At 55.6% G+C, this 21834-nt stretch carries 21 protein-coding genes; 16 read left to right on the top strand and 5 right to left on the bottom strand.

Going from position 1 to position 21834, the window contains the following annotated elements; all coding sequences use genetic code 11:
• Complete coding sequence (locus A9G06_RS04730) at positions 1 to 3663, top strand: PilC/PilY family type IV pilus protein (RefSeq protein ID WP_069554440.1); 3663 nt, start codon at positions 1 to 3, stop codon at positions 3661 to 3663.
• On the top strand, positions 3660 to 3941 hold the full coding sequence (tapY2, locus tag A9G06_RS04725) for a type IVa secretion system protein TapY2 (RefSeq protein ID WP_069554439.1): 282 nt from the start codon (positions 3660 to 3662) through the stop codon (positions 3939 to 3941). Before A9G06_RS04730 ends, tapY2 begins: the two co-directional genes overlap by 4 nt.
• Before the next feature lie 27 nt (positions 3942 to 3968).
• Here the strand turns inward: tapY2 and A9G06_RS04720 are convergent, their stop codons facing one another.
• Entirely contained in the window at positions 3969 to 4496 is a 528-nt protein-coding gene (locus tag A9G06_RS04720) for a GspH/FimT family protein (RefSeq protein ID WP_069554438.1), read from the bottom strand.
• Between the two features lie 98 nt (positions 4497 to 4594).
• The gene (locus A9G06_RS04715; protein ID WP_253182308.1) at positions 4595 to 5137 is read right to left on the bottom strand and encodes a GspH/FimT family pseudopilin; all 543 of its coding nucleotides are present in this window, start codon (positions 5135 to 5137) and stop codon (positions 4595 to 4597) included.
• A 122-nt stretch (positions 5138 to 5259) separates the two neighbouring features.
• On the opposite strand from A9G06_RS04715, the gene A9G06_RS04710 reads away from it, so the two are divergent.
• The 5 genes from A9G06_RS04710 to A9G06_RS22545 all read left to right on the top strand — a co-directional run bounded on the left by A9G06_RS04710 (position 5260) and on the right by A9G06_RS22545 (position 8756).
• A complete protein-coding gene (locus A9G06_RS04710) occupies positions 5260 to 6882 on the top strand; it encodes an NAD+ synthase (protein ID WP_069554437.1) in 1623 nt (540 codons plus the stop codon).
• A gap of 9 nt (positions 6883 to 6891) precedes the next feature.
• Positions 6892 to 7230 carry a nitrogen regulatory protein P-II gene (glnB, locus tag A9G06_RS04705; protein WP_005308848.1) on the top strand — a complete coding sequence of 113 codons (339 nt, stop codon included), beginning with the start codon at positions 6892 to 6894 and terminating at the stop codon, positions 7228 to 7230.
• A 50-nt stretch (positions 7231 to 7280) separates the two neighbouring features.
• Entirely contained in the window at positions 7281 to 7883 is a 603-nt protein-coding gene (locus A9G06_RS04700) for a transglycosylase SLT domain-containing protein (protein ID WP_069554436.1), read from the top strand.
• A gap of 18 nt (positions 7884 to 7901) precedes the next feature.
• Entirely contained in the window at positions 7902 to 8411 is a 510-nt protein-coding gene (gene luxS / locus A9G06_RS04695; protein ID WP_069554435.1) for an S-ribosylhomocysteine lyase, read from the top strand.
• Between the two features lie 165 nt (positions 8412 to 8576).
• The gene (locus A9G06_RS22545) at positions 8577 to 8756 is read left to right on the top strand and encodes a DUF5363 family protein (protein WP_075113932.1); all 180 of its coding nucleotides are present in this window, start codon (positions 8577 to 8579) and stop codon (positions 8754 to 8756) included.
• On the opposite strand, the gene tppF is transcribed toward A9G06_RS22545, so the two are convergent.
• Positions 8725 to 9339, bottom strand: coding sequence for a type IVa pilus pseudopilin TppF (gene tppF, locus A9G06_RS04690; protein WP_069554434.1), 615 nt, complete (start codon positions 9337 to 9339; stop codon positions 8725 to 8727). The two genes, A9G06_RS22545 and tppF, sit on opposite strands and share 32 nt — an antisense overlap.
• A 41-nt stretch (positions 9340 to 9380) precedes the next feature.
• On the opposite strand from tppF, the gene A9G06_RS04685 reads away from it, so the two are divergent.
• The 7 genes from A9G06_RS04685 to deoD all read left to right on the top strand — a co-directional run bounded on the left by A9G06_RS04685 (position 9381) and on the right by deoD (position 16602).
• Positions 9381 to 10154 carry a TatD family hydrolase gene (locus tag A9G06_RS04685; RefSeq protein WP_069554433.1) on the top strand — a complete coding sequence of 258 codons (774 nt, stop codon included), beginning with the start codon at positions 9381 to 9383 and terminating at the stop codon, positions 10152 to 10154.
• A 222-nt stretch (positions 10155 to 10376) separates the two neighbouring features.
• Complete coding sequence (locus A9G06_RS04680) at positions 10377 to 11651, top strand: NupC/NupG family nucleoside CNT transporter (protein WP_019445565.1); 1275 nt, start codon at positions 10377 to 10379, stop codon at positions 11649 to 11651.
• Between the two features lie 125 nt (positions 11652 to 11776).
• Positions 11777 to 11947, top strand: coding sequence for a XapX domain-containing protein (locus A9G06_RS04675; protein ID WP_005340467.1), 171 nt, complete (start codon positions 11777 to 11779; stop codon positions 11945 to 11947).
• 424 nt (positions 11948 to 12371) lie between these two features.
• Positions 12372 to 13145, top strand: coding sequence for a deoxyribose-phosphate aldolase (gene deoC, locus A9G06_RS04670; protein WP_069554432.1), 774 nt, complete (start codon positions 12372 to 12374; stop codon positions 13143 to 13145).
• Positions 13146 to 13254: 109 nt separating this feature from the next.
• Positions 13255 to 14586 (top strand): thymidine phosphorylase, encoded by a 1332-nt coding sequence (gene deoA, locus A9G06_RS04665; RefSeq protein WP_069554431.1) that lies wholly within the window; start codon positions 13255 to 13257, stop codon positions 14584 to 14586.
• A 14-nt stretch (positions 14587 to 14600) separates the two neighbouring features.
• Positions 14601 to 15809: a phosphopentomutase gene (locus A9G06_RS04660; RefSeq protein WP_069554430.1), complete on the top strand. Its 1209-nt coding sequence runs from the start codon at positions 14601 to 14603 to the stop codon at positions 15807 to 15809.
• Positions 15810 to 15885: 76 nt separating this feature from the next.
• A complete protein-coding gene (deoD, locus tag A9G06_RS04655; RefSeq protein WP_005340471.1) occupies positions 15886 to 16602 on the top strand; it encodes a purine-nucleoside phosphorylase in 717 nt (238 codons plus the stop codon).
• 67 nt (positions 16603 to 16669) lie between these two features.
• On the opposite strand, the gene A9G06_RS04650 is transcribed toward deoD, so the two are convergent.
• Positions 16670 to 17290: an AhpA/YtjB family protein gene (locus tag A9G06_RS04650; RefSeq protein ID WP_005340472.1), complete on the bottom strand. Its 621-nt coding sequence runs from the start codon at positions 17288 to 17290 to the stop codon at positions 16670 to 16672.
• Between the two features lie 119 nt (positions 17291 to 17409).
• Between A9G06_RS04650 and serB the strand changes: the two genes are divergently transcribed.
• Together serB and A9G06_RS04640 are read left to right on the top strand one after the other, a co-directional pair.
• Positions 17410 to 18420, top strand: a complete 1011-nt coding sequence (serB, locus tag A9G06_RS04645; protein ID WP_069554429.1) for a phosphoserine phosphatase SerB — start codon at positions 17410 to 17412, stop codon at positions 18418 to 18420.
• A gap of 28 nt (positions 18421 to 18448) precedes the next feature.
• On the top strand, positions 18449 to 19354 hold the full coding sequence (locus A9G06_RS04640) for an alpha/beta fold hydrolase (protein ID WP_069554428.1): 906 nt from the start codon (positions 18449 to 18451) through the stop codon (positions 19352 to 19354).
• A 54-nt stretch (positions 19355 to 19408) separates the two neighbouring features.
• On the opposite strand, the gene A9G06_RS04635 is transcribed toward A9G06_RS04640, so the two are convergent.
• Positions 19409 to 21787, bottom strand: coding sequence for a PilZ domain-containing protein (locus A9G06_RS04635; RefSeq protein ID WP_069554427.1), 2379 nt, complete (start codon positions 21785 to 21787; stop codon positions 19409 to 19411).
• Positions 21788 to 21834 lie beyond the last annotated feature (47 nt).

Here is a 21834-nt window from a genome sequence, read left to right as displayed (position 1 = left end):
ATGAACATAAGGAACTGTTTGTTTACAAGCTTGCTGGTATTGTGTTGCGGAATATCGGGGGGATCTTTGGCGGTAGGTACTGGTTATTCCGATGATACCGAGTTGTTTATTTATGACTTTGCCAAGGCGGGGGACTTCCGCCCTAAGGTGCTCTTTATTTTCGATAACTCGGGGAGTATGAAAAATACAACCGAAGTTGCTAAAGAGCCTTATGACTCATCGATAAGTTATCCATCATTGGCTAATGATCCAGATGTTAATAATAGTAATCGCTTCATCTATTTCTCCAGTGATGGAAAAGTTCCCACTATCAACAGCACCAAACGTTTTAGTGAGAATTTAAATGCATGTGCGACATCTAAAGGCCCTCTAAATAATGTGGGCCGATTTCAGTCACGAGTTTGGGGATATGAAATATATGATAAAAATAGAAAGGGGCGTTGGCGTTCTCTAAATGATTTTGATATTTACAGTATAATAATTGCAGATTGCCAGCAAGATATTGATGAGCAAAACGCAAACAATCAATATTCAGGTCCATATTCAACATATATTGTTGATGGTTATCCCGTTGACAAGCCAAATCGCACAACGGGAAGCTGGTTTTACACATCAAATGTAGCCAATGCTCTTGCTAGTGGTAGTTCTACCCAGATCTCATTATTTACGGCAAATTATGTCCGTTGGTATTACGGTAGTACAGGTGTGTCAACACAAACTCGATTGAAAGTTGCTCAGGATGCAGTCAAAGAACTGGTTTTGGCTACGCCAGCTGTCGATTTTGGTCTGGCTGTTTTTAACTACAATGATGGCAATGAACCAGGTAGTAGAAATGGTGGAAGAATAATCCGCAATATTGTAGGTAACGATGCCATCCTCACCTCTGGTAAAAGCGGTGCGCAGGATTTGATTGACAAGGTAAATAGTTTGAGCTCTGACACTTGGACTCCCTTGTGTGAAACACTATACGAATCATATAGATACTTTGGCGGTTTGGGGGTGTACTTTGGTGACGATGATGTAAATCGTACTCCCAAGCGGGATAGCAATGCTGAAGTAACATCGGGTATATATAAAACCCCCTATGATAAATGTTCCAATAATGGTTATATCATCTATATGACAGATGGTGAACCAACCAATGATAAAGCAGCAGATTCCCTTGTCGCCAACCTGATCAGCACGTTATCTACAGAGGATAAGGTTGCTTATGGCGGCTTGGTTAGTTATGGGTCTTCTGGTGAAAAAAACTATCTTGCTGCACTTGCCGGATATATGAAAAACAATGATGTAAACACCTCGGCTATTGGCAAACAAACAGTCACAACATTCACCGTGGGTTTTGGAGATGAAGCAATTAAGGGGGCCGGTGCATTATTGGCAGAGACTGCTCGTCGTGGTGGGGGTAAATACTATCCAGCAACCGATGCAACCCAACTTAACGAAGCATTAAAATCATCATTACTAGCTATCTTGAAAATGAATACCTCGTTGGTCTCTCCCGCCATTGCCACTAATAACTTTGACCGTACTCGCAGTCTGAATAATATTTATTACGCAATGTTTGAGCCTGGTTCTGGTCCACGATGGAAGGGCAATCTTAAAAAGCTGGTTCTTAATCCAGATAAGGGTTATGTAGTCGATCAGAGTGGCTTACCTGCGATATCCAGTGATGGAACAATTCTTGAGTCAGCAAGAACCTATTGGTCATCCACCAGTGATGGTAACAAGGTTGCCGAGGGTGGGGTACAAGAAATGCTGGCTGCTAAAACCAATCGCAATCTTTATATTATTCCCCCTTCCACTAATACATTAACTCCCTTTAGCAAGTCTGCTCTTGAGGGCATGGCTGGCGGGGCGATGCAGCTACGCACTGTCATGAAGCTTGATAGTGCTGATAGCATGGATGACCTGCTTAATTGGACCAAGGGGATTGATGCGTTTGATGAGAATCAGGATGGTGATAGAACAGATAATCGGGAGCATATTCTTGGTGACCCGTTGCATTCACGGCCATTAGTGATCAACTACGGTTGTACAAAGTCGACAGGACAGACTACATGTACACCTGACTTGCGCATTGTGATGGGAAGTAATGCCGGCTTCTTGCATATGTTTAAAGACAGCGTCACCACGGTTGATGAAAGCTGGGCCGTTATGCCTTATCAATTTATCACGAATCAGAAAGCGCTGCGAGAAAATCTGGATTCATCGGCTCATCTATATGGTGTAGATTCATCACCCACTGTACTGGTTAATGAGAAAGTAAAAGATGGCCATATACAATCAGCACAAGGTGACAAGGTGTGGTTATTTACCGGGCTACGCGGTGGTGGCAAGGCCTATTATGCCTTAAATATATCAAATCCCGATTCTCCCACGCTTATGTGGCGACTGGATAAAAATAGCGCTGGTTTTGGTAAGCTTGGTGAAACTTGGTCTATTCCCGAGGTAGCATTTATTCCAAGTCATTTCACTGTGGTCAGTGATAAAAAGATCTATAAGCCAGTCTTGATTTTCTCTGGTGGGTATGATCAGGCAAAAAGCTACTTGGGCCAAGGAGCAGCAGATAGTGAGGGGTTAGGGATCTATATTGTTGATGCGGAAACTGGAGCTCTGTTATTCAGCTTCACCCCGGATGACAATAGTGAGAAGAACAAGCAAGTGTCAGATATGGTCTATAGCATGCCCGGTTCTGTCTCCGTGCTAGACAGTGATGGAGATGGTATTTCAGACCGAATCTATGCAGGAGATACCGGCGGCCAGATCTGGCGTATCGATTTGAAAGGAACAGATAAGGCCAAATGGACGGCCATCAAGTTTGCCAGTTTGGGAAATGCACATTTAAGTGGAACTGCCAAGAAGCTGGAAGATGATCGCCGCTTCTTTACTCAACCGGTCTTGGTGCGCACCATCAATAAAGGTTGGAAGTATGATGGTACAAATTATCTTTACAGTGAGCGTCCGTTTGATGCCGTGTTGATAGGCAGTGGTGATAGAAACCGCCCCTCCTCAGAGGCGACAACCCAAAATGTGTATGTGATGCTACGTGACTACAATGTTAATCCAACCTTGTTTGGGGCAACGTCTGAACCAGCGGTGCCATCAAGTATCACACTGAACGATCTCTACGATGTGACCAGCGATCCCTTTACGGGTTTGAATGAAGAGCAGATTGTAAACACCACCAAGGCGTTGACCAGCAAGTTGGGATGGAAATTCTGGCTCAATGAAAGCGGTGAAAAATCAATGGGGGCTGGTTTGGTGTTGCAAGGCAAGCTCTATTTCACCTCCTTTTTGCCTCAGGTACAGGACTTCCAACAATGTACGATTCAATCGATCGGTGCCATGCGCCAATATATGATTGATATGCACTATGGCACTTCTTTCAAATATGTACTGGATAGCAACAATCAGGAAGTTATTCAGCGTTACGTAGAGGTGCAAAATAAGGTTGCTGATGATCTGGTTATTCATGGTGGGGATGATGGCCGGATCAGGATTATAGGTGGTGCTCCGGGCAAGGAGGTCATCCTCAAAGATGATGGGAAGGGAGAGCCTGAGCGCTGTACCGGTGAAGGAGAATGCTCACAAGGTGCGGAAGAGGCAAAAATGGATATGTCTCCCAAGAAAATCTATCTCTATGAAGGAGAACAGGGATGAAACGCATGCTGCTCTGGTGTGTGGGCTTGCCCTTGTTGGTTCATGCTAAAACGGAAGACATGAAATGTTATGTCACTCTGGAAGGTGGCGTGCAGATGGTGTTGCAGCAACCGGTTGCTGATACGAGCAAGGCAAATCTGGTCAGGGTATTGAAACAGAAAGGTTATGAGATTGATGGGGTGGTGCATCTTGTCACAGAGGTAATCGAGTGCGTTCCTTTGGCGGCCACCTTTTCGCTGGCTGATGCAAAAAAACAAGATGAAATCCAACCCAGATAACGTTGGTTATTGAGTAGGGTAAAGGGGCTAGGAACAACTCAGCCCCTTTTTTTCGCTTCTGCTTCTGCCAGATGGGGAAACGATGATATCGACTCGGGGTACTTGGTCGATACAAAACCGGAGTGTCATGTTGGTGCCAATCGCAGTGCCATCTGGACTAAATCGCACAAATTGTCGATTGGCCGTCACGGTATGTTTTTCAAGAAAGGGTTCTGTTGCTGATAACAAGATATCGCCACTTGCAATATCGAATTGGCGATCCTGATTGGTGTCGATAAAGACAAGCATGCGCTGGGCGCCGGTTTGATTTGCGAGTACACAGCCTTCTTTTGTGGAGTTTCTGACAGGCATGGCAAGACATGCTGTGACGGGTTGCTGCTGTGTGATGGCTTGCCGTTGGCCGAAGATCAGGTGGTCCTGCAGGTTTCTTGTGTAGATGTCGCTGTCGGTAGATATCAGCAGATTTGCCAATGACGGCAGTCCCAAGGTCAGCAGGATGGTTGTCAGGCTTGCAGATATTAAAAACTCAAGCAGGGTAAATCCATTTCGTGCCATAGCGTATGAGTCCTTGTTCAAAGGAGACTCTAAGCATAGCTACTGGATTGAAATGGATCCTTTTGTGCTCGTGTGTGTTTCGCGGTAGTTAACGCAGGTCATGGACATACAGCACCACTTGCCTGGCTATGGGCACGCCCGGCAGGCATAACTTCAATCTGAACGCCCTTTTCGCCGCTTACACAGAGTGAAAAGGTGACCTCGCTGTCAGACGTAATGGTGCCATCTGGGGTGAAGCGCAGCGCCTGTGCATCTGCAGAAATGGCCAGTTCTGCAGGAAACTCGGGACTTGCCGTCAGAGTTGTTTCGCTGCCATTGAGCTTCTGATCGCTATTAGTATCGATAAAAGCGATCTGCCGGGTCGCTCCATTTTGATTGGCAGTAACGCACTCTTCTACAGAATTATTGATAGTGGTCAGGCAGAGAGTAACCGTTTGCTGGTTGGAGATAGCCTGTTGTCTGGCATAGTTTAAGTGGTTGAGAAGGCTTTTTTCCTGGGTCGCCAAATTATTGCTGCCAAGCAGGTTAGAGAGGGAAGGAATACCAATCCCCAAGAGAATGACGCCCAGCGCAATGGCTATCATCAACTCCATCAGGGTAAATCCGGCGTTTTTCATATCTGCGAAGGCCTGTCGTTCCATGACTGCTTACAGCTTATCCTTCCCGCTGGTTGCTGTCACACGGTTACGCCCGTCTTGAACTGGCAGATTGCCCCCCTTTTCTTTATCATTCCCCATCATTTTCGAATTCAAGATGCATCGCCATGGCAAAAGCCCTCTCTCTGATGCTTGCCCAGTTGAATCTGACGGTAGGCGCCATCGAAGATAACACTGACAAAGTGCTCGCTGCGGCAGCTCAAGCCGAACAGCAAGGTGCCGATCTGCTGGTCTGCTCCGAGCTGGCCCTGACCGGCTATCCACCGGAAGATCTGCTGCTGCGCGCCGATCTGATGATGCGGGTCGAAGCCGCGTTGGCTCGTGTTGCCGAATGGCAGGGCAACTGTGCCATTTTGGTGGGGCATCCTTGGCGTGAAGGGGAGGCGCTCTACAACGCGGCTTCACTGTATGAGCAGGGCAAGCTGATTGCCCGTTACTTCAAGCAGGACTTGCCCAACTACGGGGTATTTGACGAGAAGCGCTACTTCACCGCGGCGACCGAGACCTGCGTGGTGCCGTTCCGTGGTCACCAACTGGGGCTGCTCATCTGCGAAGATTTGTGGCAGCCGGGGCCTGCGCTGGCCGCCAAGGCTGCGGGGGCCGAGCTGCTACTCACTATCAATGCCTCGCCTTACGATCAGGAAAAACCCTGGATCCGCCGCGAGCTGATGGCCGAGCGCTGCGATCAGACGGGTCTGCCGCTGGTCTACCTCAATCAGGTATGTGGTCAGGACGAGCTGATCTTCGACGGCTGCTCCAAGGTGTTCAACAGCCAGGGCGAGCTGACCCACAAGCTGGCTCCGTTTGCCGAAGAGCTGGCGCTGGTGTGCTTTGCCGATGGCCAGCCGGTGAAAGAGCGGGAACCCGCCGCGCCGCTGGAACCCTTGGCCGAGACCTATCAGGCGCTGGTGCTGGCGGTGCGCGACTATGTCACCAAGAACGGCTTCCACGGCGCCGTGCTGGGCCTCTCCGGCGGCATCGATTCGGCACTGACTCTGGCCATCGCGGCCGATGCCATCGGCGCCGACAAGGTGCAGGCGGTGATGATGCCGTTCCGCTACACCGCCCAGATGAGCGTGGAGGATGCCAAGGAGCAGGCCGAGCGGATAGGGGTGGAATTCAACATCATTTCCATTGAACCTATGTTCGAAGGCTTTATGGCCCAACTGGCGCCGCTGTTTGAGGGCACTGCTCGCGACACTACCGAAGAGAACCTGCAGGCCCGCTGCCGCGGCGTGCTGTTGATGGCGCTCTCCAACAAGCGTCGTCGCATCGTGCTGACCACCGGTAACAAGAGCGAGATGGCGGTCGGCTATGCCACTCTGTACGGCGACATGGCTGGCGGTTTCGACGTGCTGAAAGATGTGCCCAAGACGCTGGTCTTCAAATTGTGCGAATACCGCAATTCCGTCGATTATGTGATTCCGCAGCGGGTCATTGACCGTCCCCCTTCGGCAGAATTGGCACCAGATCAGGTGGATCAGGACAGCCTGCCGCCCTATGACATCCTGGATGCCATCCTCAAGCGCTACGTGGAAGAAGATGCCTCTGTGGCCGACATGGTGGCGGAGGGCTTCGAGGAAGCGGTGGTGCGCAAGGTGATCCGGCTGGTGGATCTCAACGAATACAAGCGCCGTCAGGCGGCGGTCGGGCCCCGCATCACGGCCCGCAACTTTGGTAAGGATCGCCGTTACCCCATTACATCCGGGTTCGGCAAACAGAACTGGTAAGGAGTCACCATGAAGAAGATTGAAGCCATCATCAAACCGTTCAAGCTGGACGATGTGCGCGAGGCCCTGGCCGAGATCGGCATCAACGGTATGACCGTATCCGAAGTCAAAGGCTTCGGCCGCCAGAAGGGGCACACCGAGCTCTATCGCGGTGCCGAGTATATGGTCGACTTCCTGCCGAAAGTGAAGGTGGAGCTGGTAGTGCAGGACGAGGATCTCGATGCCTGTCTGGAAGCGATCCAGAACACCGCCCGCACCGGCAAGATTGGTGATGGCAAGATCTTCGTTTGCGAGGTGGAGCGTGTTATCCGTATCCGTACTGGCGAAGAGAACGAAGACGCTATCTGATGTTGTTTTTGCCTCGTTATGTTCAGGAGAGCAAAACAAATTCTGCTCTGATGTCCCGGAAACGCCTCGTGGCGGCAGCTGGTCTGCTGACTCTTCTTACCGCCTGTAGTACCCGTCCACCGGCCGAGCCGGAAAACCTGTGCCAGATCTTTCGCGAGAAACCGGAGTGGCACAAGGCGGCGCTCAAGATGAACGAGAAGTGGGGGACGCCGATCCATGTGGTGATGGCCATGATGTATCAAGAGTCCTCCTTCGTACACGATGCCCAGCCGCCGATGGAGTATTTCCTCTTTATTCCGACTGGGCGGGCCAGTTCGGCTTATGGCTATGCCCAGGTGAAAGACGAGACCTGGGCTGATTACCAGCGAGAGACCGGCAATAGCTGGAGCGATCGCGATGACTTTGCCGACGCCATCGATTTCATGGGCTGGTACACTAACAAGGCTCAGCGGCTCAATGGTACCTCCAAGTGGGATGCCTATGGCCAGTATCTCAATTATCACGAAGGGTGGGGTGGCTACCGGCGTGGCAGCTACCGTAGCAAGGGATGGCTGATGAAGACATCCCGCAAGGTAGAGGCTCGTGCCCAGCGCTACGGCGCCCAGTATCGACAATGCAAGGATCAGCTCTCCCGCGGGGGCTGGTTCTGGTAACCCAATCAGGAGTCAGAAATGCCGTTATTGGACAGTTTTACCGTTGACCACACCCGTATGGAAGCGCCAGCGGTGCGTGTGGCCAAAACCATGCAGACCCCGAACAAAGATACCATTACCGTGTTCGACCTGCGTTTCTGCGTACCGAACAAAGAGATCCTCTCCGAGCGCGGCATCCATACGCTGGAGCACCTGTTCGCTGGGTTCATGCGTGACCACCTGAACGGCAACGGGGTGGAGATCATCGACATCTCTCCCATGGGTTGCCGTACCGGCTTCTACATGAGCCTGATCGGTGCGCCGGACGAGGCCCGTGTCGGTGCCGCCTGGCAAGCTGCCATGAGCGATGTGCTGACTGTGCAGGAGCAGGGCAAGATCCCCGAACTGAACGAATACCAGTGCGGCACTTACAGCATGCACTCGTTGGAAGAGGCCCATGCCATCGCCCGCCACGTGCTGGAGCGCGGCATCGGCGTCAACCGCAATGACGAGCTGGCGCTGCCGGAAGAGAAGCTGAAAAGCCTGTGAGGCGATGAGCATTCTGCTCTGCGAGTCATCATAAAAGAGCCGATCAGCCATGCTGATCGGCTCTTTTTTATCTCGTCCGATGGCAATAATGGGGATGACTTGCTCACCTTGTCGACACTGATTAGGATGGTTTTTTGACCTGAACCTGTTGGCGGAGGTGTGACGATGAAAGGCGTATTGCTACGTTGGCTGGCCCGTTACGACGCGTGGTGCGAGGAGTGGGGGCTCACTCAGGAGAACCGGCGCTGCTGTACGCCGGTTCGTTATGATGATGATTCAAGCAAAGAGCGAGCTTGCGCAGAAGAGGCTGAGCTCAATCAAAATTGCGGGTCACGGCACCGGTAACGCTGTTGTACTCGAAGCCGAGGCCGTTGGGGTGATCCGGGAAGCGGCCGATAGAATCGCGAAGAATATAACGGCAGTTATCGTGACGTAGCCCCCCGTCAATTTGGTCATCTGCAGCAATGATCTCAGAGGTGTAGTCTGTGTCCGTATTTTTGTCTGCTAGGTCAGGAACGGTTTGATTGGTATCAAGTAATCCAGTGAAAAGTAGTTTGCAGTCATCCGGGCTACTGACCGATATCTGGTCACTTGTGCCTCCGGGGAAAACAATATCAACACCTTGATTACCCTGATCCTCTTTTGTCCCCACAGGCCAGCCGTAGTGGTTGATATCCAAATCTTTATTGCCCATCCCACTGAAGTTATACAGTGCGAGGTCTTGTCCCTGCACTGTCACCGCCCAGCCAGCATGAGCCAGCTGAACTGCACTGGCAAAGCTGCCAGCGGTCGCCGAGACCGTGCTTTTCAGGGCATCATCCTTGATATTGATAAAGCGGGGCAGGGTGGTGACGGCCAGGATCCCCAGCACTATGATCACCAGCACCAGTTCAATCAGGGTAAAGCCGTTGTTTCTGTTGTTCATCATGTTCAATGACCCATTAAATACCGCAAACAGGTGTGAGTGATATGCAGCTGATAGATACCCATTGCCATCTCGACTTTCCGGTGTTCGACCAGGACAGGGAGGCGCTGCTGGCCCGTTGTCGGGCATTGGGGGTGACGGAGTATATCATTCCTGCCATCGCAGAAGATAACTGGACTCGTGTGATGGCACTGGCAGAGCAACATGACGGCCTCTTTTACGGTCTGGGCATTCATCCCTGGTATGCCGGTGAACAGCGGGAGGGGGTGATGGAGCGGCTGCGAACGCTGGTAATGAGCCAGCCTGCCGGGCTGGTGGCCATAGGCGAGTGTGGGCTGGACCTCCGTTCTCACGTGCCGCAGGAGGGGCAGCTTGCGCTGTTTGAGGCTCAGATCCGGCTGGCTGCAGATGCCGGGCTCCCCCTGATGATCCACTCGGTGCGCGCCAATGACACTGTGGCCAAGCTGTTGCGCTGCTTCAAGCCGCCTCGTGGCGGGGTGATCCATGCTTTCAGCGGTTCGTTGCAGCAGGCGGAGGCCTTCTGGCAACTGGACTTTCGACTCGGGGTGGGCGGGGTAATCAGTTTTGAACGGGCGAACAAGACGCGAGAGGTATTTCGGGCCATGCCGCTCGAGGCCCTGGTGCTGGAAACCGATTCGCCCGATATGCCCTTACAAGGTGAGCAAGGCACCCGGAATACCCCGGAAGCGCTGCCGAAAATAGCGGAAATATTGATGACCTTGCGGGAGGAATCATCGGTGGATGTTACCAAGGTGTTATTTGAAACTGCCCGGCATATTTTCCATCACGACCAATAGCCATGAAACAAATCCGCAACACCTGATTTAGTTGTCAGGAAAAAAAATGAGCGTAAAAATCGTTTGCTGTCTAATTTTGTGACACTTGGACATTTTGATAACGATAAAATGTGACCAGCATTCTATTTTATCGGACTTTAATTAGTATAATGCGCTCCCCTTGATTAGTTGGGTTTTATAACAACTCGCTAACAAGCCAGGTGCTACTAGAGGAAGATAATAATGAATTTGTTCATGGGTCTGGTAGGGATGGCGACGCTCGTCCTTATCGCGGTGCTGTTCTCCAGCAATCGCAAGGCAATCAACGTCCGTACCGTTGTCGGTGCGTTCGCAATTCAAGCCGGTCTGGGGGCGTTTGTTCTCTATGTTCCGGTTGGTCGCGATATCCTGGTCGGCGTGTCCGACGCGGTATCCAGCGTGATCAGCTACGGCCAGAACGGGATCGACTTCCTGTTTGGCGGTCTGGTCAGCAACAAGATGTTTGAAGTGTTCGGTGGCGGCGGCTTTGTCTTTGCCTTCCGTGTTCTGCCGGTCATCATCTTCTTCTCTTCCCTGATTGCAGTGCTCTACTACCTGGGCATCATGCAGATGGTCATCAAGTTGCTGGGCGGCGGCCTGCAGAAAGTACTGGGTACTTCCCGCACCGAATCCCTCTCCGCAACTGCCAACATCTTCGTCGGTCAGACCGAAGCGCCGCTGGTGGTTCGTCCCTACATCTCCAAGATGACTGACTCCGAGCTGTTCGCCGTCATGTGTGGTGGTCTGGCTTCCGTTGCCGGTTCCGTACTGGCCGGTTACGCCTCCATGGGCGTGAAGATGGAGTACCTGATTGCTGCCTCCTTCATGGCTGCACCGGGTGGTCTGCTGTTCGCCAAACTGCTGGTTCCCGAAACCGAGACCCCGAACTACGACGAAAGCTCTGCCGATGCCGAGCTGGATGACAAGCCTGCCAACGTCATTGACGCTGCTGCTGCTGGCGCTTCTGCCGGTATGCAACTGGCCCTGAACGTCGGCGCCATGCTGCTGGCCTTCATCGGTCTGATCGCCATGATCAACGGCATCTTCTCCGGTGTGGGTGGCTGGTTCGGTTATCCGCAACTCTCTCTGGAACTGCTGCTGGGCTGGATCTTCTCCCCGCTGGCCTTCCTGATCGGTGTGCCTTGGAATGAAGCAGTGGTTGCCGGTTCCTTCATCGGTCAGAAGCTGGTAGTGAACGAGTTCGTGGCTTACCTGAACTTCGCTCCGTACCTGAAAGACGAAGTGCTGATCAACGGTGTGGCCATGTCCGATCACACCAAGGCGATCATCTCCTTCGCGCTGTGTGGTTTTGCCAACCTCTCCTCTGTTGCCATCCTGCTGGGTGGTCTGGGGTCCATGGCACCGAACCGCCGCGGCACCATTGCACGCTTTGGTCTGAAAGCCGTACTGGCTGGCTCTCTGTCCAACCTGATGTCTGCCACTATCGCAGGCTTCTTCCTGGCACTGTCCGGCATGTAATCGCCGCCTGACTGACAGGGTATAAACACGAACGCCACGGCATCTGCCGTGGCGTTCGCGTATGGAGCGGTGACAACCGTTTTCCTATCTAAACTAATAATAAAATGAGTCAAATCGGAGGTTATATGAATGAAGTGCTACTGGCGATGGTGGCCGGCTTTATAGTTGGTTTGTTGTTTTCTTTCCTCAAATTGCCGATCCCGGCACCTCCCGTTTTATCCGGGGTAATGGGGATCGTCGGGGTCTATCTGGGGGGATTGGCCTACTCCTGGATCCTGACTCGTTTCTTTTCGTAAGGCTTTTTTAGACCTGGATTTGCCAGATGTGAGGTACCTCTGAAATTGGCAAATCCGGCTTGCAAACAGGGGGTATCTCGGCTGAAATAGGCGTTGCCAGCAGGGTGCTGGCAATGACTAATACTCGATGAAATCGGGTGTTGGCGGTCAAATGGAATTGATTGGGAAGTCGGGTCAGATGTTGTCGGCCTTTCTCAAGTCTTCATGGAACCAAGTCCGCACTTTTGTAAGAAAGTGACAGGGCTCTTGCCTTATTTACAGTCGCAGTGCCTGCTGGGGGGGTTGAATAACATCCCGATAGTGCCGGTGCCTTCGCACTGTAATTCCATTCCCGTATAGCTGGGGATTACTGCCTGTGCATCCATCACTGGATGGTATGGTGGTGCCCGGTTATCTGGATTAAATCGAGACTTTGGAGAACAGAATGACTGATCTGAAAGTGGCCGCTCAGCGCGCCCTGAACCTGATGGACCTGACCACCCTGAACGATGACGACACCGATCAGAAGGTGATCGACCTGTGCCATAAGGCCAAGTCACCGGCTGGCCTGACCGCCGCTGTCTGCATCTACCCCCGTTTTATCCCTATCGCTCGCAAGACCCTGCGTGAGATCGGCGCTGCCGACGTACGCATTGCGACCGTGACCAACTTCCCGCACGGCAACGACGACATCGAGATCGCCGTAGCCGAAACCCGTGCCGCAGTCGCCTACGGTGCTGACGAAGTGGACGTGGTGTTCCCGTACCGCGCCTTCATGGCTGGTAATGAACAGATCGGTTTTGATCTGGTCAAAGCCTGTAAAGAGGCCTGCGGTGCCAACGTGCTGCTGAAAGTGATCATCGAAACCGGCGAGCTGAAAGAAGAGGCGCTGATCCGTCGCGCTTCCGAGATCTGTATCGATGCCGGTGCCGACTTCATCAAGACCTCCACCGGCAAGGTGCCGGTCAATGCGACCCCGATCGCTGCCCGCATCATGATGGAAGTGATCAAGGCCAAGAATCCGAAAGTCGGCTTCAAGCCAGCTGGTGGCGTGAAAGATGCAACCGTTGCCGGTCAGTACCTGGCCATGGCCGAAGAGATCCTCGGCAACGACTGGGTATCCGCCCGTACCTTCCGCTTTGGTGCATCCAGCCTGCTGGCCAGTCTGCTGGCCACTCTGGGGCATGGCGACAAGCCGGCCAACACCAGCGGTTACTAATAGGTTGATGAGAGGGCGGACGGCTGTCCGCCCTGTTAGCCCCCACCATGCGGTGTGTGGGCAAGGATTCAGGCTTGTGTAACGCCAGCAATGGCGGAGGGAATGAAAGATGTTTTTGCCTCAAGAAATTATTCGCAAGAAGCGCAACGGTGAAGCGCTCAGTACCCAAGAAATTCAATTCTTCGTTCAGGGCATTACCAACAACACCATCGGTGAGGGGCAGATTGCCGCGCTGGCGATGGCGGTCTACTTCAAAGACATGACCATGGATGAGCGGGTTGCCCTGACCTGCGCCATGCGCGACTCCGGCATGGTATTGACCTGGGATCACCTCAATCTGGGTGGCCCGATTGTCGACAAGCACTCCACCGGCGGGGTGGGTGATGTTGTCTCCCTGATGCTTGGCCCGATGGTCGCTGCCTGCGGCGGTTTCGTGCCGATGATCTCCGGCCGTGGTCTGGGCCACACCGGCGGCACCCTCGACAAACTGGACGCCATTCCCGGCTACCAGACCTCGGTCGACAACGATCATTTCCTGAAAGTGGTGAAAGAGGCGGGGGTCGCCATCATCGGTCAGACCGGCGATCTCGCCCCGGCTGACAAGCGTATCTATGCAGTACGTGACATCACTGCCACCGTCGAATCCATCGCCATGATCACCGGCTCCATTCTCTCCAAGAAGCTTGCCTCCGGGCTGGAAGCGCTGGTGATGGATGTGAAAGTGGGCTCCGGCGCCTTTATGCCGACCTTCGAAGCGTCTGAAGAGCTGGCCAAGAGCATTGTGGCCGTGGCCAACGGTGCCGGTTGCCGCACCTCTGCGCTCTTGACCGATATGAACCAGGTGCTGGCCTCCAGCGCCGGTAACGCGGTGGAAGTGCGAGAAGCTGTGCGCTACCTGACCGGTGAATATCGCAACCCGCGGATCCACGAAGTGACCATGGCGCTGTGTGCCGAGATGCTGATCTCCGCCGGTCTTGCCAGCGACGAGCGCGATGCCCGTGCCAAGCTGCAGGCGGTGTTGGATAACGGCAAGGCGGCCGAGATCTTCGGTCGCATGGTGACTGGTCTCGGTGGCCCGGCCGATTTTATGGAGCGTTACGACGCTTACCTGCCCAAAGCCGCCATCGTGCGCCCGGTCTTCGCGGCCAACAGCGGCTTCGTGACCGCCATGGATACCCGCGAGCTGGGGCTGGCCGTGGTGGCGATGGGCGGTGGTCGCCGCGCTGCCGGTGACAAACTTGATTATGCAGTCGGTCTGACCGACTTTATCCGCCTGGGTCAAAGCGTTGATGCTGACAAGCCGATCGCGATGATCCACGCTCAGACTGAAGAGCAATATGCTCAGGCTGCCAGCATGGTGCAGGCGGCTGTCCGGATTGGTGGCGAGCGGCCGGAGGCACTGCCTGAAGTGTACCGCCGTATCACCCTGGCCGATTTGTAACAAGGGGAAGACCCATGAAACGTACCTTTATTCTGATGATGGACTCTTTCGGTATTGGCGCTGCTGCCGACGCCGACAAGTTCGGAGATGTGGGCGCCAACACCCTTGGCCATATCGCCAAGGCGTGTGCGGCAGGTGAAATTGAAGGCCGTGGCGCCCTCAATCTGCCGAACCTCAACAAGCTGGGTCTGGGCCACGCCTGCGAGCAGGCCTCCGGCTACTTCCCGGAAGGGCTGAAGAAAGATATCGAGGTGGTCGGTGCTTACGGCTTTGCTCAGGAGCTCTCCTCCGGCAAGGATACCCCGTCCGGTCACTGGGAGATCGCCGGTGTGCCCGTACTGTTCGAGTGGGGCTACTTCAAGGATCACCACAACAGCTTCCCGCAGGAGCTGCTGGACGCCATCGTCGAGAAGGCCGGTCTGCCGGGTTATCTCGGTAACTGCCACGCTTCCGGTACCCAGGTGCTGGACGATCTGGGCGAAGAGCACATGCGCACCGGCAAGCCGATCCTCTACACCTCTGCCGACTCCGTGTTCCAGATTGCCTGCCACGAAGAGACCTACGGCCTCGAGAAGCTCTATGAGCTGTGCCACATCGTGCGCGAGCTGCTGGAGCCCTACAACATCGGCCGCGTGATTGCGCGTCCGTTCGTGGGCAGTGGCAAGGGCAACTTCAAGCGTACCGGCAACCGTCACGACTACTCAGTGCTGCCGCCGGCGCCGACCGTGCTGGATTACATGAAAGATGCGGGTGGTCAGGTGGTCTCCATCGGCAAGATCGCCGACATCTATGCCCAGCAGGGCATCACCAAGCAGGTGAAAGGGACCGGTCTGACCGAGCTGTGGGATCGCACGCTGGAAGAGGTGAAAGCGGCCGGTGACAACACCATCGTCTTCACCAACTTTGTGGACTTCGACTCCTCCTACGGCCACCGCCGTGATGTTGCCGGTTATGCCGGTGCGCTGGAGTATTTCGATTCCCGCCTGCCGGAGCTGTTTGAGCTGCTGCAAGATGGCGACGTGGTGGTGCTGACTGCCGACCACGGCTGCGACCCGACCTGGGGTGGCACCGACCACACCCGCGAATACATTCCGGTGCTGTTCTTCGGCAAGCCGGTCAAGGCCGGCTCCGTCGGTCGTCGCGAGACCTTTGCCGATATCGGCCAGAGCATCGCGGCTTACCATGGCCTGCCGAAACTGGCGTACGGTACCAGCTTCCTGTAATTTACCCGCCCGCCACTTCGGCGGCGGGCAATTTATAAAACAATAAAACTCAACCTAGTGTGAAGGAATCAAGAGAATGGCAACTCCTCATATCAATGCGAAAGATGGCGCCTTTGCTGATACCGTGCTGATGCCGGGCGACCCCCTGCGCGCCAAGTACATCGCTGAAACTTTCCTGGAGAACGTTGAGCAGATCTGCGACGTGCGCAACATGTTCGGCTTTACCGGTACCTACAAGGGCCGTCGTATCTCCGTCATGGGCCACGGCATGGGTATCCCCTCCTGCTCCATCTACGCAAAAGAGCTGATCACCGATTACGGTGTGAAGACCCTGATCCGCGTGGGCTCCTGTGGCGCTGTGCGTGAAGATGTGAAACTGCGTGACGTGGTAATCGGTATGGGTGCCTGCACCGATTCCAAAGTAAACCGTCTGCGCTTCAAGGATCACGACTTCGCTGCCATCGCCGACTTCGACCTGGTTGCCAATGCCGTGCAGGCCGCCAAGAACAAGGGCGTTGCCGTGCGCGTCGGTAACATCTTCTCCGCCGACCTGTTCTACACCCCGGACCCCTCCATGTTCGACGTCATGGAAAAATACGGCATCCTGGGTGTCGAGATGGAAGCTGCCGGTATCTACGGCGTGGCTGCAGAGTACGGTGCCAAGGCTCTGACTATTTGCACCGTCTCCGACCATATCCGTACCGGTGAGCAGACCACCTCTGAAGAGCGTCAGCTGACCTTCAACGACATGATCGAAATCGCACTGGATTCCGTCCTGCTGGGCGACAAGTAATTCCCTTGCGAATAAGAAACGGCGGCCTTTTGGCCGCCGTTTTTGTATCTGCTCTCTGGTTGCGCCATCAATTTTCCGGAGGTGGCGAGGGGGGCGTACTCTTTTTCTTGTGCTTGCGCACCCGCATGTAGTTACGGCGCACGCCGTAGGAGATGAGCACCCCGGCCAGCAGGGCGACCAGCAGCATCAGCCGCTGTTTCTCCTGCACCACCTTGAGCCGGGTGTCCTTGTCTGCCAGCATCTGCTGCTCTTCCAGGGTGATGCGCAGGAAGCCGATGGTCTGCTCGCCATCCCGGATCTCCTGCACGAACTGGATCCGCCCCTTGCCCTGCTCCGGCAGTGACTTGTTATCGCTGCCGATGGGCAGCAGGCTCTCCAGCGGCACCGCCTGCTCAGACTGGGCGAGGGGAATACCGCGTCCATCGTAGAGGGTGGCATCGAGGATCTCCGGCTCCGCCGCCAGATCCCGCGCCAGCCGCTCCAGCTCGCTGCTCTTCTCCTCCTTGATCCAGCGTTTCATGTCTCGGGCGGCATAGGCGACCAGCGCCTGCGCCCGGTTGCGCGCTTCGCTGTGCAGCGAGGCCTGGCTTTCACCCTGCATATGGATAAGCACACCGAGCACCCAGCATCCGAGCAGGATACCGGCACCCAGGCTGAGAACACGTTTGATGGGAAGATGACGCTGCAAGCGTGAGACCTCTGGTAACAAGGAGTGGCGGGATCTTGGCGCTTGCCTGTACAAAAAGCAATACGCTACTCTGGGCCAGCATTGTTAACCCTCTGATCACCAAGGAAGGCGTATCCCTTATGTTGTTGTCCCGGCTCCCCCCTCTGTTATCCGATTGGCCCGCGTTGTTGTCCGGCTCACCCTGTTGGCAGCTCCACGCAGATGCGTTGCAACCGACAGAGACTCCGCAGGCTGGCGGCTGGTTGGTGCTGTTTGGCAAGGGGCTGGGCGCATCCCATCTGGCGTGTCTGTCACCTTTGTTGGCTGCACAGGGGTTGGCGACTACCCTCTATCCTCCCACCGAGGTGGCGGGCGTGCCGTTGTTGCTGCTTGGCTGCGATCGCTTCTCTTCCGAGCTGGTGGCCGAGCTCAAGAGCGGTGAGTGGGAGATCGATCTCTGCCATCTGCCCGCGCTACCGACCCTGAACGAGCCCGGCCTGCTGGTGATGGATATGGACTCCACCGCGATCCGCATCGAGTGCATCGACGAGATAGCGCGGCTGGCGGGGGTTGGCGATCAGGTTGCGGCGGTGACCGCGGCCGCCATGCAGGGCAAGCTGGAGTTTGCCGACAGTCTGCGCAATCGGGTGGCGCTGCTTGAGGGGGCGCCTGTCGCCATCCTCGATGAGGTGGCGGCATGGATGCCCTGGATGCCGAGCTTGCAGCTGATGGTCGATACCCTCAAACAGGCGGGTTGGCGTGTTGCCATCGCTTCCGGCGGTTTTACCCGCTTTGCCGGCCAGTTGCAGCGGGAGCTGGGGCTGGATGCCATCTTCGCCAACGAGCTGGCGGTGGAGGGGGGCCAGCTGACCGGCAAGGTGAGCGGGCGCATCGTCGATGCAGGCGTCAAAGCCGAAGTACTGCAGCAGCTGGCGGCCGAGTATGCCATTGCGCCCGCCCAGACCGTGGCCATCGGCGATGGTGCCAACGATCTCAAAATGATGGCGGTGGCGGGTCTTGGCATTGCCATTCACGCCAAGCCGCTGGTGCGGGCGCAGGCTGCCGCGACCCTCAATCATCATGATCTGGAGGGGGTGATCTGCCTGCTGGCGGCGCGGGCCTGCAGCGAGCAACGTTGGGACCAGCGCTGACAGTGTTTCAAGGAGGAAACCAATAAAAATGGAATTGTTGCAGCAGTCTCTGTTTATCCCCTGTGGTGGCCATCAATTGCATGTGCGCCACATCAAACCCCGGGTCGCCGTGCATGGAGAGCCGATCCTGATGGTGCATGGCGCCATCGAGAACGGGCGGATTTTCTATACCGAATCTGGCAAGGGGCTGGCCTGCTTTCTGGCCCGTCACGGCTATCAGGTCTATGTGGCTGATTTGCGGGGGCGGGGGCTCAGCACTCCTGCCATCGCCGAGAAGGCAGAGCACGGTCAGCATGAGCTGATCACCGAGGATCTGCCCGCCCTGCACCGCTGGATTGCCGAGCGCCATCATGGCTTCAAGGTGCATTGGGTGGCCCACTCCTGGGGCGGTGTCATCATGGCCTCGACCCTGGTGCGCTTCCCCGAGCTGGCGGATCAGGTGGCCAGTCTGCTGTTTTTTGGCACCAAGCGCGGTGTGTCGGTGCACAATCCCGAGCGCTGGTTGAAGGTGGATCTAATCTGGAACCGGCTGGCCCCCTGGCTGGCACGTCGCCGTGGTTTTCTGGCCGCCCGGGATCTCAAGATTGGTGCCGATGACGAGCCGCTGCGCTATCTGCAGGAGACCATCCCCTGGGTCAAGTGCGGCCCCTGGCAGGATCCTCACGACGGTTTTGCCTATGACGAGGCGGCGGCACGGGTCAACTGGCCACCGCTCTGGATGATCTCGGCCAAAGCGGACAAGGTGCTGGGTCACCCGACCGATGTGCGACGTTTCAGCGACGAGATGGGGTCGGCAACTCGTCACACCCGATTGGGGCGGGACAACGGCAACCGCCTCGATTATGACCACATCAATATGCTGACCGCCCCGCAGGCGCAGGAGGATCACTTTCCCCAGATCCTCGACTGGCTGCTCAACCCGCTGGCGGTATGACAAAAAACAGGGCGCCTCGAGCGCCCTGTTTAATTTTTGTCTGTTTCCGGATCATCAGTTCAGCGGCGGCGTGATGCCAAAGCGGAACAGGGTGGCCTGGGTGGTATCGGTCAGTTCGCCCACCCCCACCACGCTCCAGAGCTCCTCTTCCAGCTTGCGCGCCTTGTGGATGGCGAACTTGGCGATGTAGTCCAGCTCGTTGGCGATGAAGTTGGTGTCGGGCCGTCCGGTACGGGAGATGCCGACCAGCACCGAGTAGAACTCCCCCTGTTGCTGCGCCAGCTCGATGAACTGACGCTTCTCTTTGACATTGGCAAAGCTGCTGGCCAGCCGGCTGCTGAAGATGGGCAGGCCAGCCTTGGTCTGGATGCTGGCGATATAGACCTCGTCTTCTCTCGGTTTGTCCTCCCGCTCGATGGCGCGCAGCGGGTTCATCAGCAGCTCCTTGAGCAGCTCCCCCTGAAACAGCGGATAGAGGTTCTCCTGCTCCGGCAGCTCGGCACAGGCTTGCAGCAGCCGCTGCAGACTGCGCGGTTGCAGCGACTTGCCAATGGAGGCCGGTTTGGGCGCGCCTTTCAGCTTGTTGACGTAGACCGGCGAGTTGAACAGGTGGTGGGTATAGATGTTGCGCAGTGCCCGCGCCAGCCCACGATAGCGGCGCTGCTCCTGCGCCGCCTTGAGCTTGTTCTGGTTGCTCTCGATCAGCAGGCTGAAGAACTGGCGGCCGGTATGGCGATCCGAATCCCCTTCGATGCAGAGGTGCAGCACGGTGCGGGTCATGTTGAGGCTGACCAGCCGGTAGGAGAGGCGCTGCAGATCCATGCTCTTGGAAAGCTCCTGCAAGCGGGGCAGGGCGATGGTCACCACATCGTTCTTCTCGCCGATAAAGGCATCTTCCAGCTCGATTTGCAGGCCGTGAGTCGAGATGTCGCGGGTCCAGCCGATCCAGGATTTGCCGTTGTGATGGATGGCGACCGCGGTCTTGTGGATGTAGCGCGACTCTTTGCGCAGCTGAACATAGTGCAGGGTTTCGATCTCGAACGGGGCAACCCCCTGTTCGTGACCAAAGCGTTGCAGCTCGTTGGCGTTGTTGCTGACCCCTTCCTGATGGAACTCTTCCCGCTGGGACTCCAGCCCGATCTCCTGCAGCAGGCCGCAATAGCCGATCTGTTTGAGCCGCTCGAGCAGCAGGATATCTTGCAACTGCGGGTTGTCCTGCCCCTGCAGTTGCCCCACATCTGCCTCGATAAGATCGCACGCCTCCAGCGTGAATTTGTAGACTCGCCAGCTGGGCCGGCGTGAGCCCACCTGGAAGAAGAGGGCGGTGAGGCCACTCTGGCGTAGCTCCTCGGTGGTGGCGGAGAAGAAGTAGATGTGGCTGCGCACAGTGTGGGTAAAGCAGTAGATGATGGTCTCGGTGGTGGTGCCGGGGGCCGGGCAGAGCCGTTTCATCCGCTCTGCGCTGAAAAGCCCCGCGAGGGCATCGCGGTTTTTCTCATCGCGCCAATACTCCAGCAGGTGCTGGTTGTTTTCCGTACGCAGGGCAATCTCGAGATTGGGGCTGTCGCCGGTGCCGAAGAAGAGCGGCATGCCGGTCATCCGCGGCAGGTAGAACTGCTCATACCCTTTGATGATGGCGGCGGAGAGCAGATAGTCGACGCTGACCCGATAGCGGATCTTGTTGGCATCGATAAAGTCGCTGAGGAAGGCATCGAAGGCGGGCTGTTCGCCGGAGCGCACCAGCCGCAGCCAGTATTTCCCTTCTTTGCTCTCTTCGCCAAGGATCTGATAGCCGACCGGCTGGTGCAGCACCGGATTAGGGGTGTCCCGCTCCAGTCCGGTAAAGAAGACCTCCACCTGGGCGCCGGTGTGATAATTCGGCAGATAGGGAACCGAGACCCGCATGCCACCCAGCGAGAGATCTGAACTCTTGGCGAACAGCTTCTCCCCGTCCTGAAACTTGATCAGCACCGGCGAGCTGAAGTGCATCCGCTCCTGACGGCGGCCGTAGTAACTGGCAAAGGCAATGGTGTTGACATCATATTGCCGGAAGGGGCTGGCCGGGGGAGACAGCTGACCATCCACACGGGCGTTGTGGTGCTGCTTTTGCCACTGTTGCAGCGCCTCGTAGACACCGAGGGTATAGATATCGCGGTAGAGATAGCACTGGGACTGGAACAGGGCAATCGCATCGGCGGGCATGAAGTGAGTGATGCCGTCGAACTCATGCACCAGGCACTCATCCTCCAGCTCATCGCGCATGTCGATGACCCTGCGGCAGGGGGAGCACTTGCGCTTGAGCTCCATCTTGATCAGAAAACGGCTGTTGCTGTTTTCCTCCTGAGTCATGCGGTTGAAGATCTCCTCGAAATCTTTCTCCCGCAGCAAGGGGACGAGTTGTTCAATCAGATGTTGCTGGTGTTCTGAATCCATTTGTTCCTGCCACGGAAAGTCACTTTTCCGATTCTGGGTTTGATCTG

This window comes from Aeromonas sp. DNP9, from assembly GCF_001728955.1.
In the GTDB taxonomy this organism is placed as follows: domain Bacteria; phylum Pseudomonadota; class Gammaproteobacteria; order Enterobacterales; family Aeromonadaceae; genus Aeromonas; species Aeromonas veronii.
This window is presented reverse-complemented; position numbering and strand designations above follow the sequence as displayed.

Coding starts and splice junctions, on each gene's coding strand:
- A9G06_RS04730 (WP_069554440.1), top strand. CDS start 1: ATGAACATAAGGAACTGTTTGTTTACAAGCTTGCTGGTATTGTGTTGC.
- tapY2 (WP_069554439.1), top strand. CDS start 3,660: ATGAAACGCATGCTGCTCTGGTGTGTGGGCTTGCCCTTGTTGGTTCAT.
- A9G06_RS04720 (WP_069554438.1), bottom strand. CDS start 4,496: ATGGCACGAAATGGATTTACCCTGCTTGAGTTTTTAATATCTGCAAGC.
- A9G06_RS04715 (WP_253182308.1), bottom strand. CDS start 5,137: ATGGAACGACAGGCCTTCGCAGATATGAAAAACGCCGGATTTACCCTG.
- A9G06_RS04710 (WP_069554437.1), top strand. CDS start 5,260: ATGGCAAAAGCCCTCTCTCTGATGCTTGCCCAGTTGAATCTGACGGTA.
- glnB (WP_005308848.1), top strand. CDS start 6,892: ATGAAGAAGATTGAAGCCATCATCAAACCGTTCAAGCTGGACGATGTG.
- A9G06_RS04700 (WP_069554436.1), top strand. CDS start 7,281: ATGTCCCGGAAACGCCTCGTGGCGGCAGCTGGTCTGCTGACTCTTCTT.
- luxS (WP_069554435.1), top strand. CDS start 7,902: ATGCCGTTATTGGACAGTTTTACCGTTGACCACACCCGTATGGAAGCG.
- A9G06_RS22545 (WP_075113932.1), top strand. CDS start 8,577: ATGAAAGGCGTATTGCTACGTTGGCTGGCCCGTTACGACGCGTGGTGC.
- tppF (WP_069554434.1), bottom strand. CDS start 9,339: ATGATGAACAACAGAAACAACGGCTTTACCCTGATTGAACTGGTGCTG.
- A9G06_RS04685 (WP_069554433.1), top strand. CDS start 9,381: ATGCAGCTGATAGATACCCATTGCCATCTCGACTTTCCGGTGTTCGAC.
- A9G06_RS04680 (WP_019445565.1), top strand. CDS start 10,377: ATGAATTTGTTCATGGGTCTGGTAGGGATGGCGACGCTCGTCCTTATC.
- A9G06_RS04675 (WP_005340467.1), top strand. CDS start 11,777: ATGAATGAAGTGCTACTGGCGATGGTGGCCGGCTTTATAGTTGGTTTG.
- deoC (WP_069554432.1), top strand. CDS start 12,372: ATGACTGATCTGAAAGTGGCCGCTCAGCGCGCCCTGAACCTGATGGAC.
- deoA (WP_069554431.1), top strand. CDS start 13,255: ATGTTTTTGCCTCAAGAAATTATTCGCAAGAAGCGCAACGGTGAAGCG.
- A9G06_RS04660 (WP_069554430.1), top strand. CDS start 14,601: ATGAAACGTACCTTTATTCTGATGATGGACTCTTTCGGTATTGGCGCT.
- deoD (WP_005340471.1), top strand. CDS start 15,886: ATGGCAACTCCTCATATCAATGCGAAAGATGGCGCCTTTGCTGATACC.
- serB (WP_069554429.1), top strand. CDS start 17,410: ATGTTGTTGTCCCGGCTCCCCCCTCTGTTATCCGATTGGCCCGCGTTG.
- A9G06_RS04640 (WP_069554428.1), top strand. CDS start 18,449: ATGGAATTGTTGCAGCAGTCTCTGTTTATCCCCTGTGGTGGCCATCAA.
- A9G06_RS04635 (WP_069554427.1), bottom strand. CDS start 21,787: ATGGATTCAGAACACCAGCAACATCTGATTGAACAACTCGTCCCCTTG.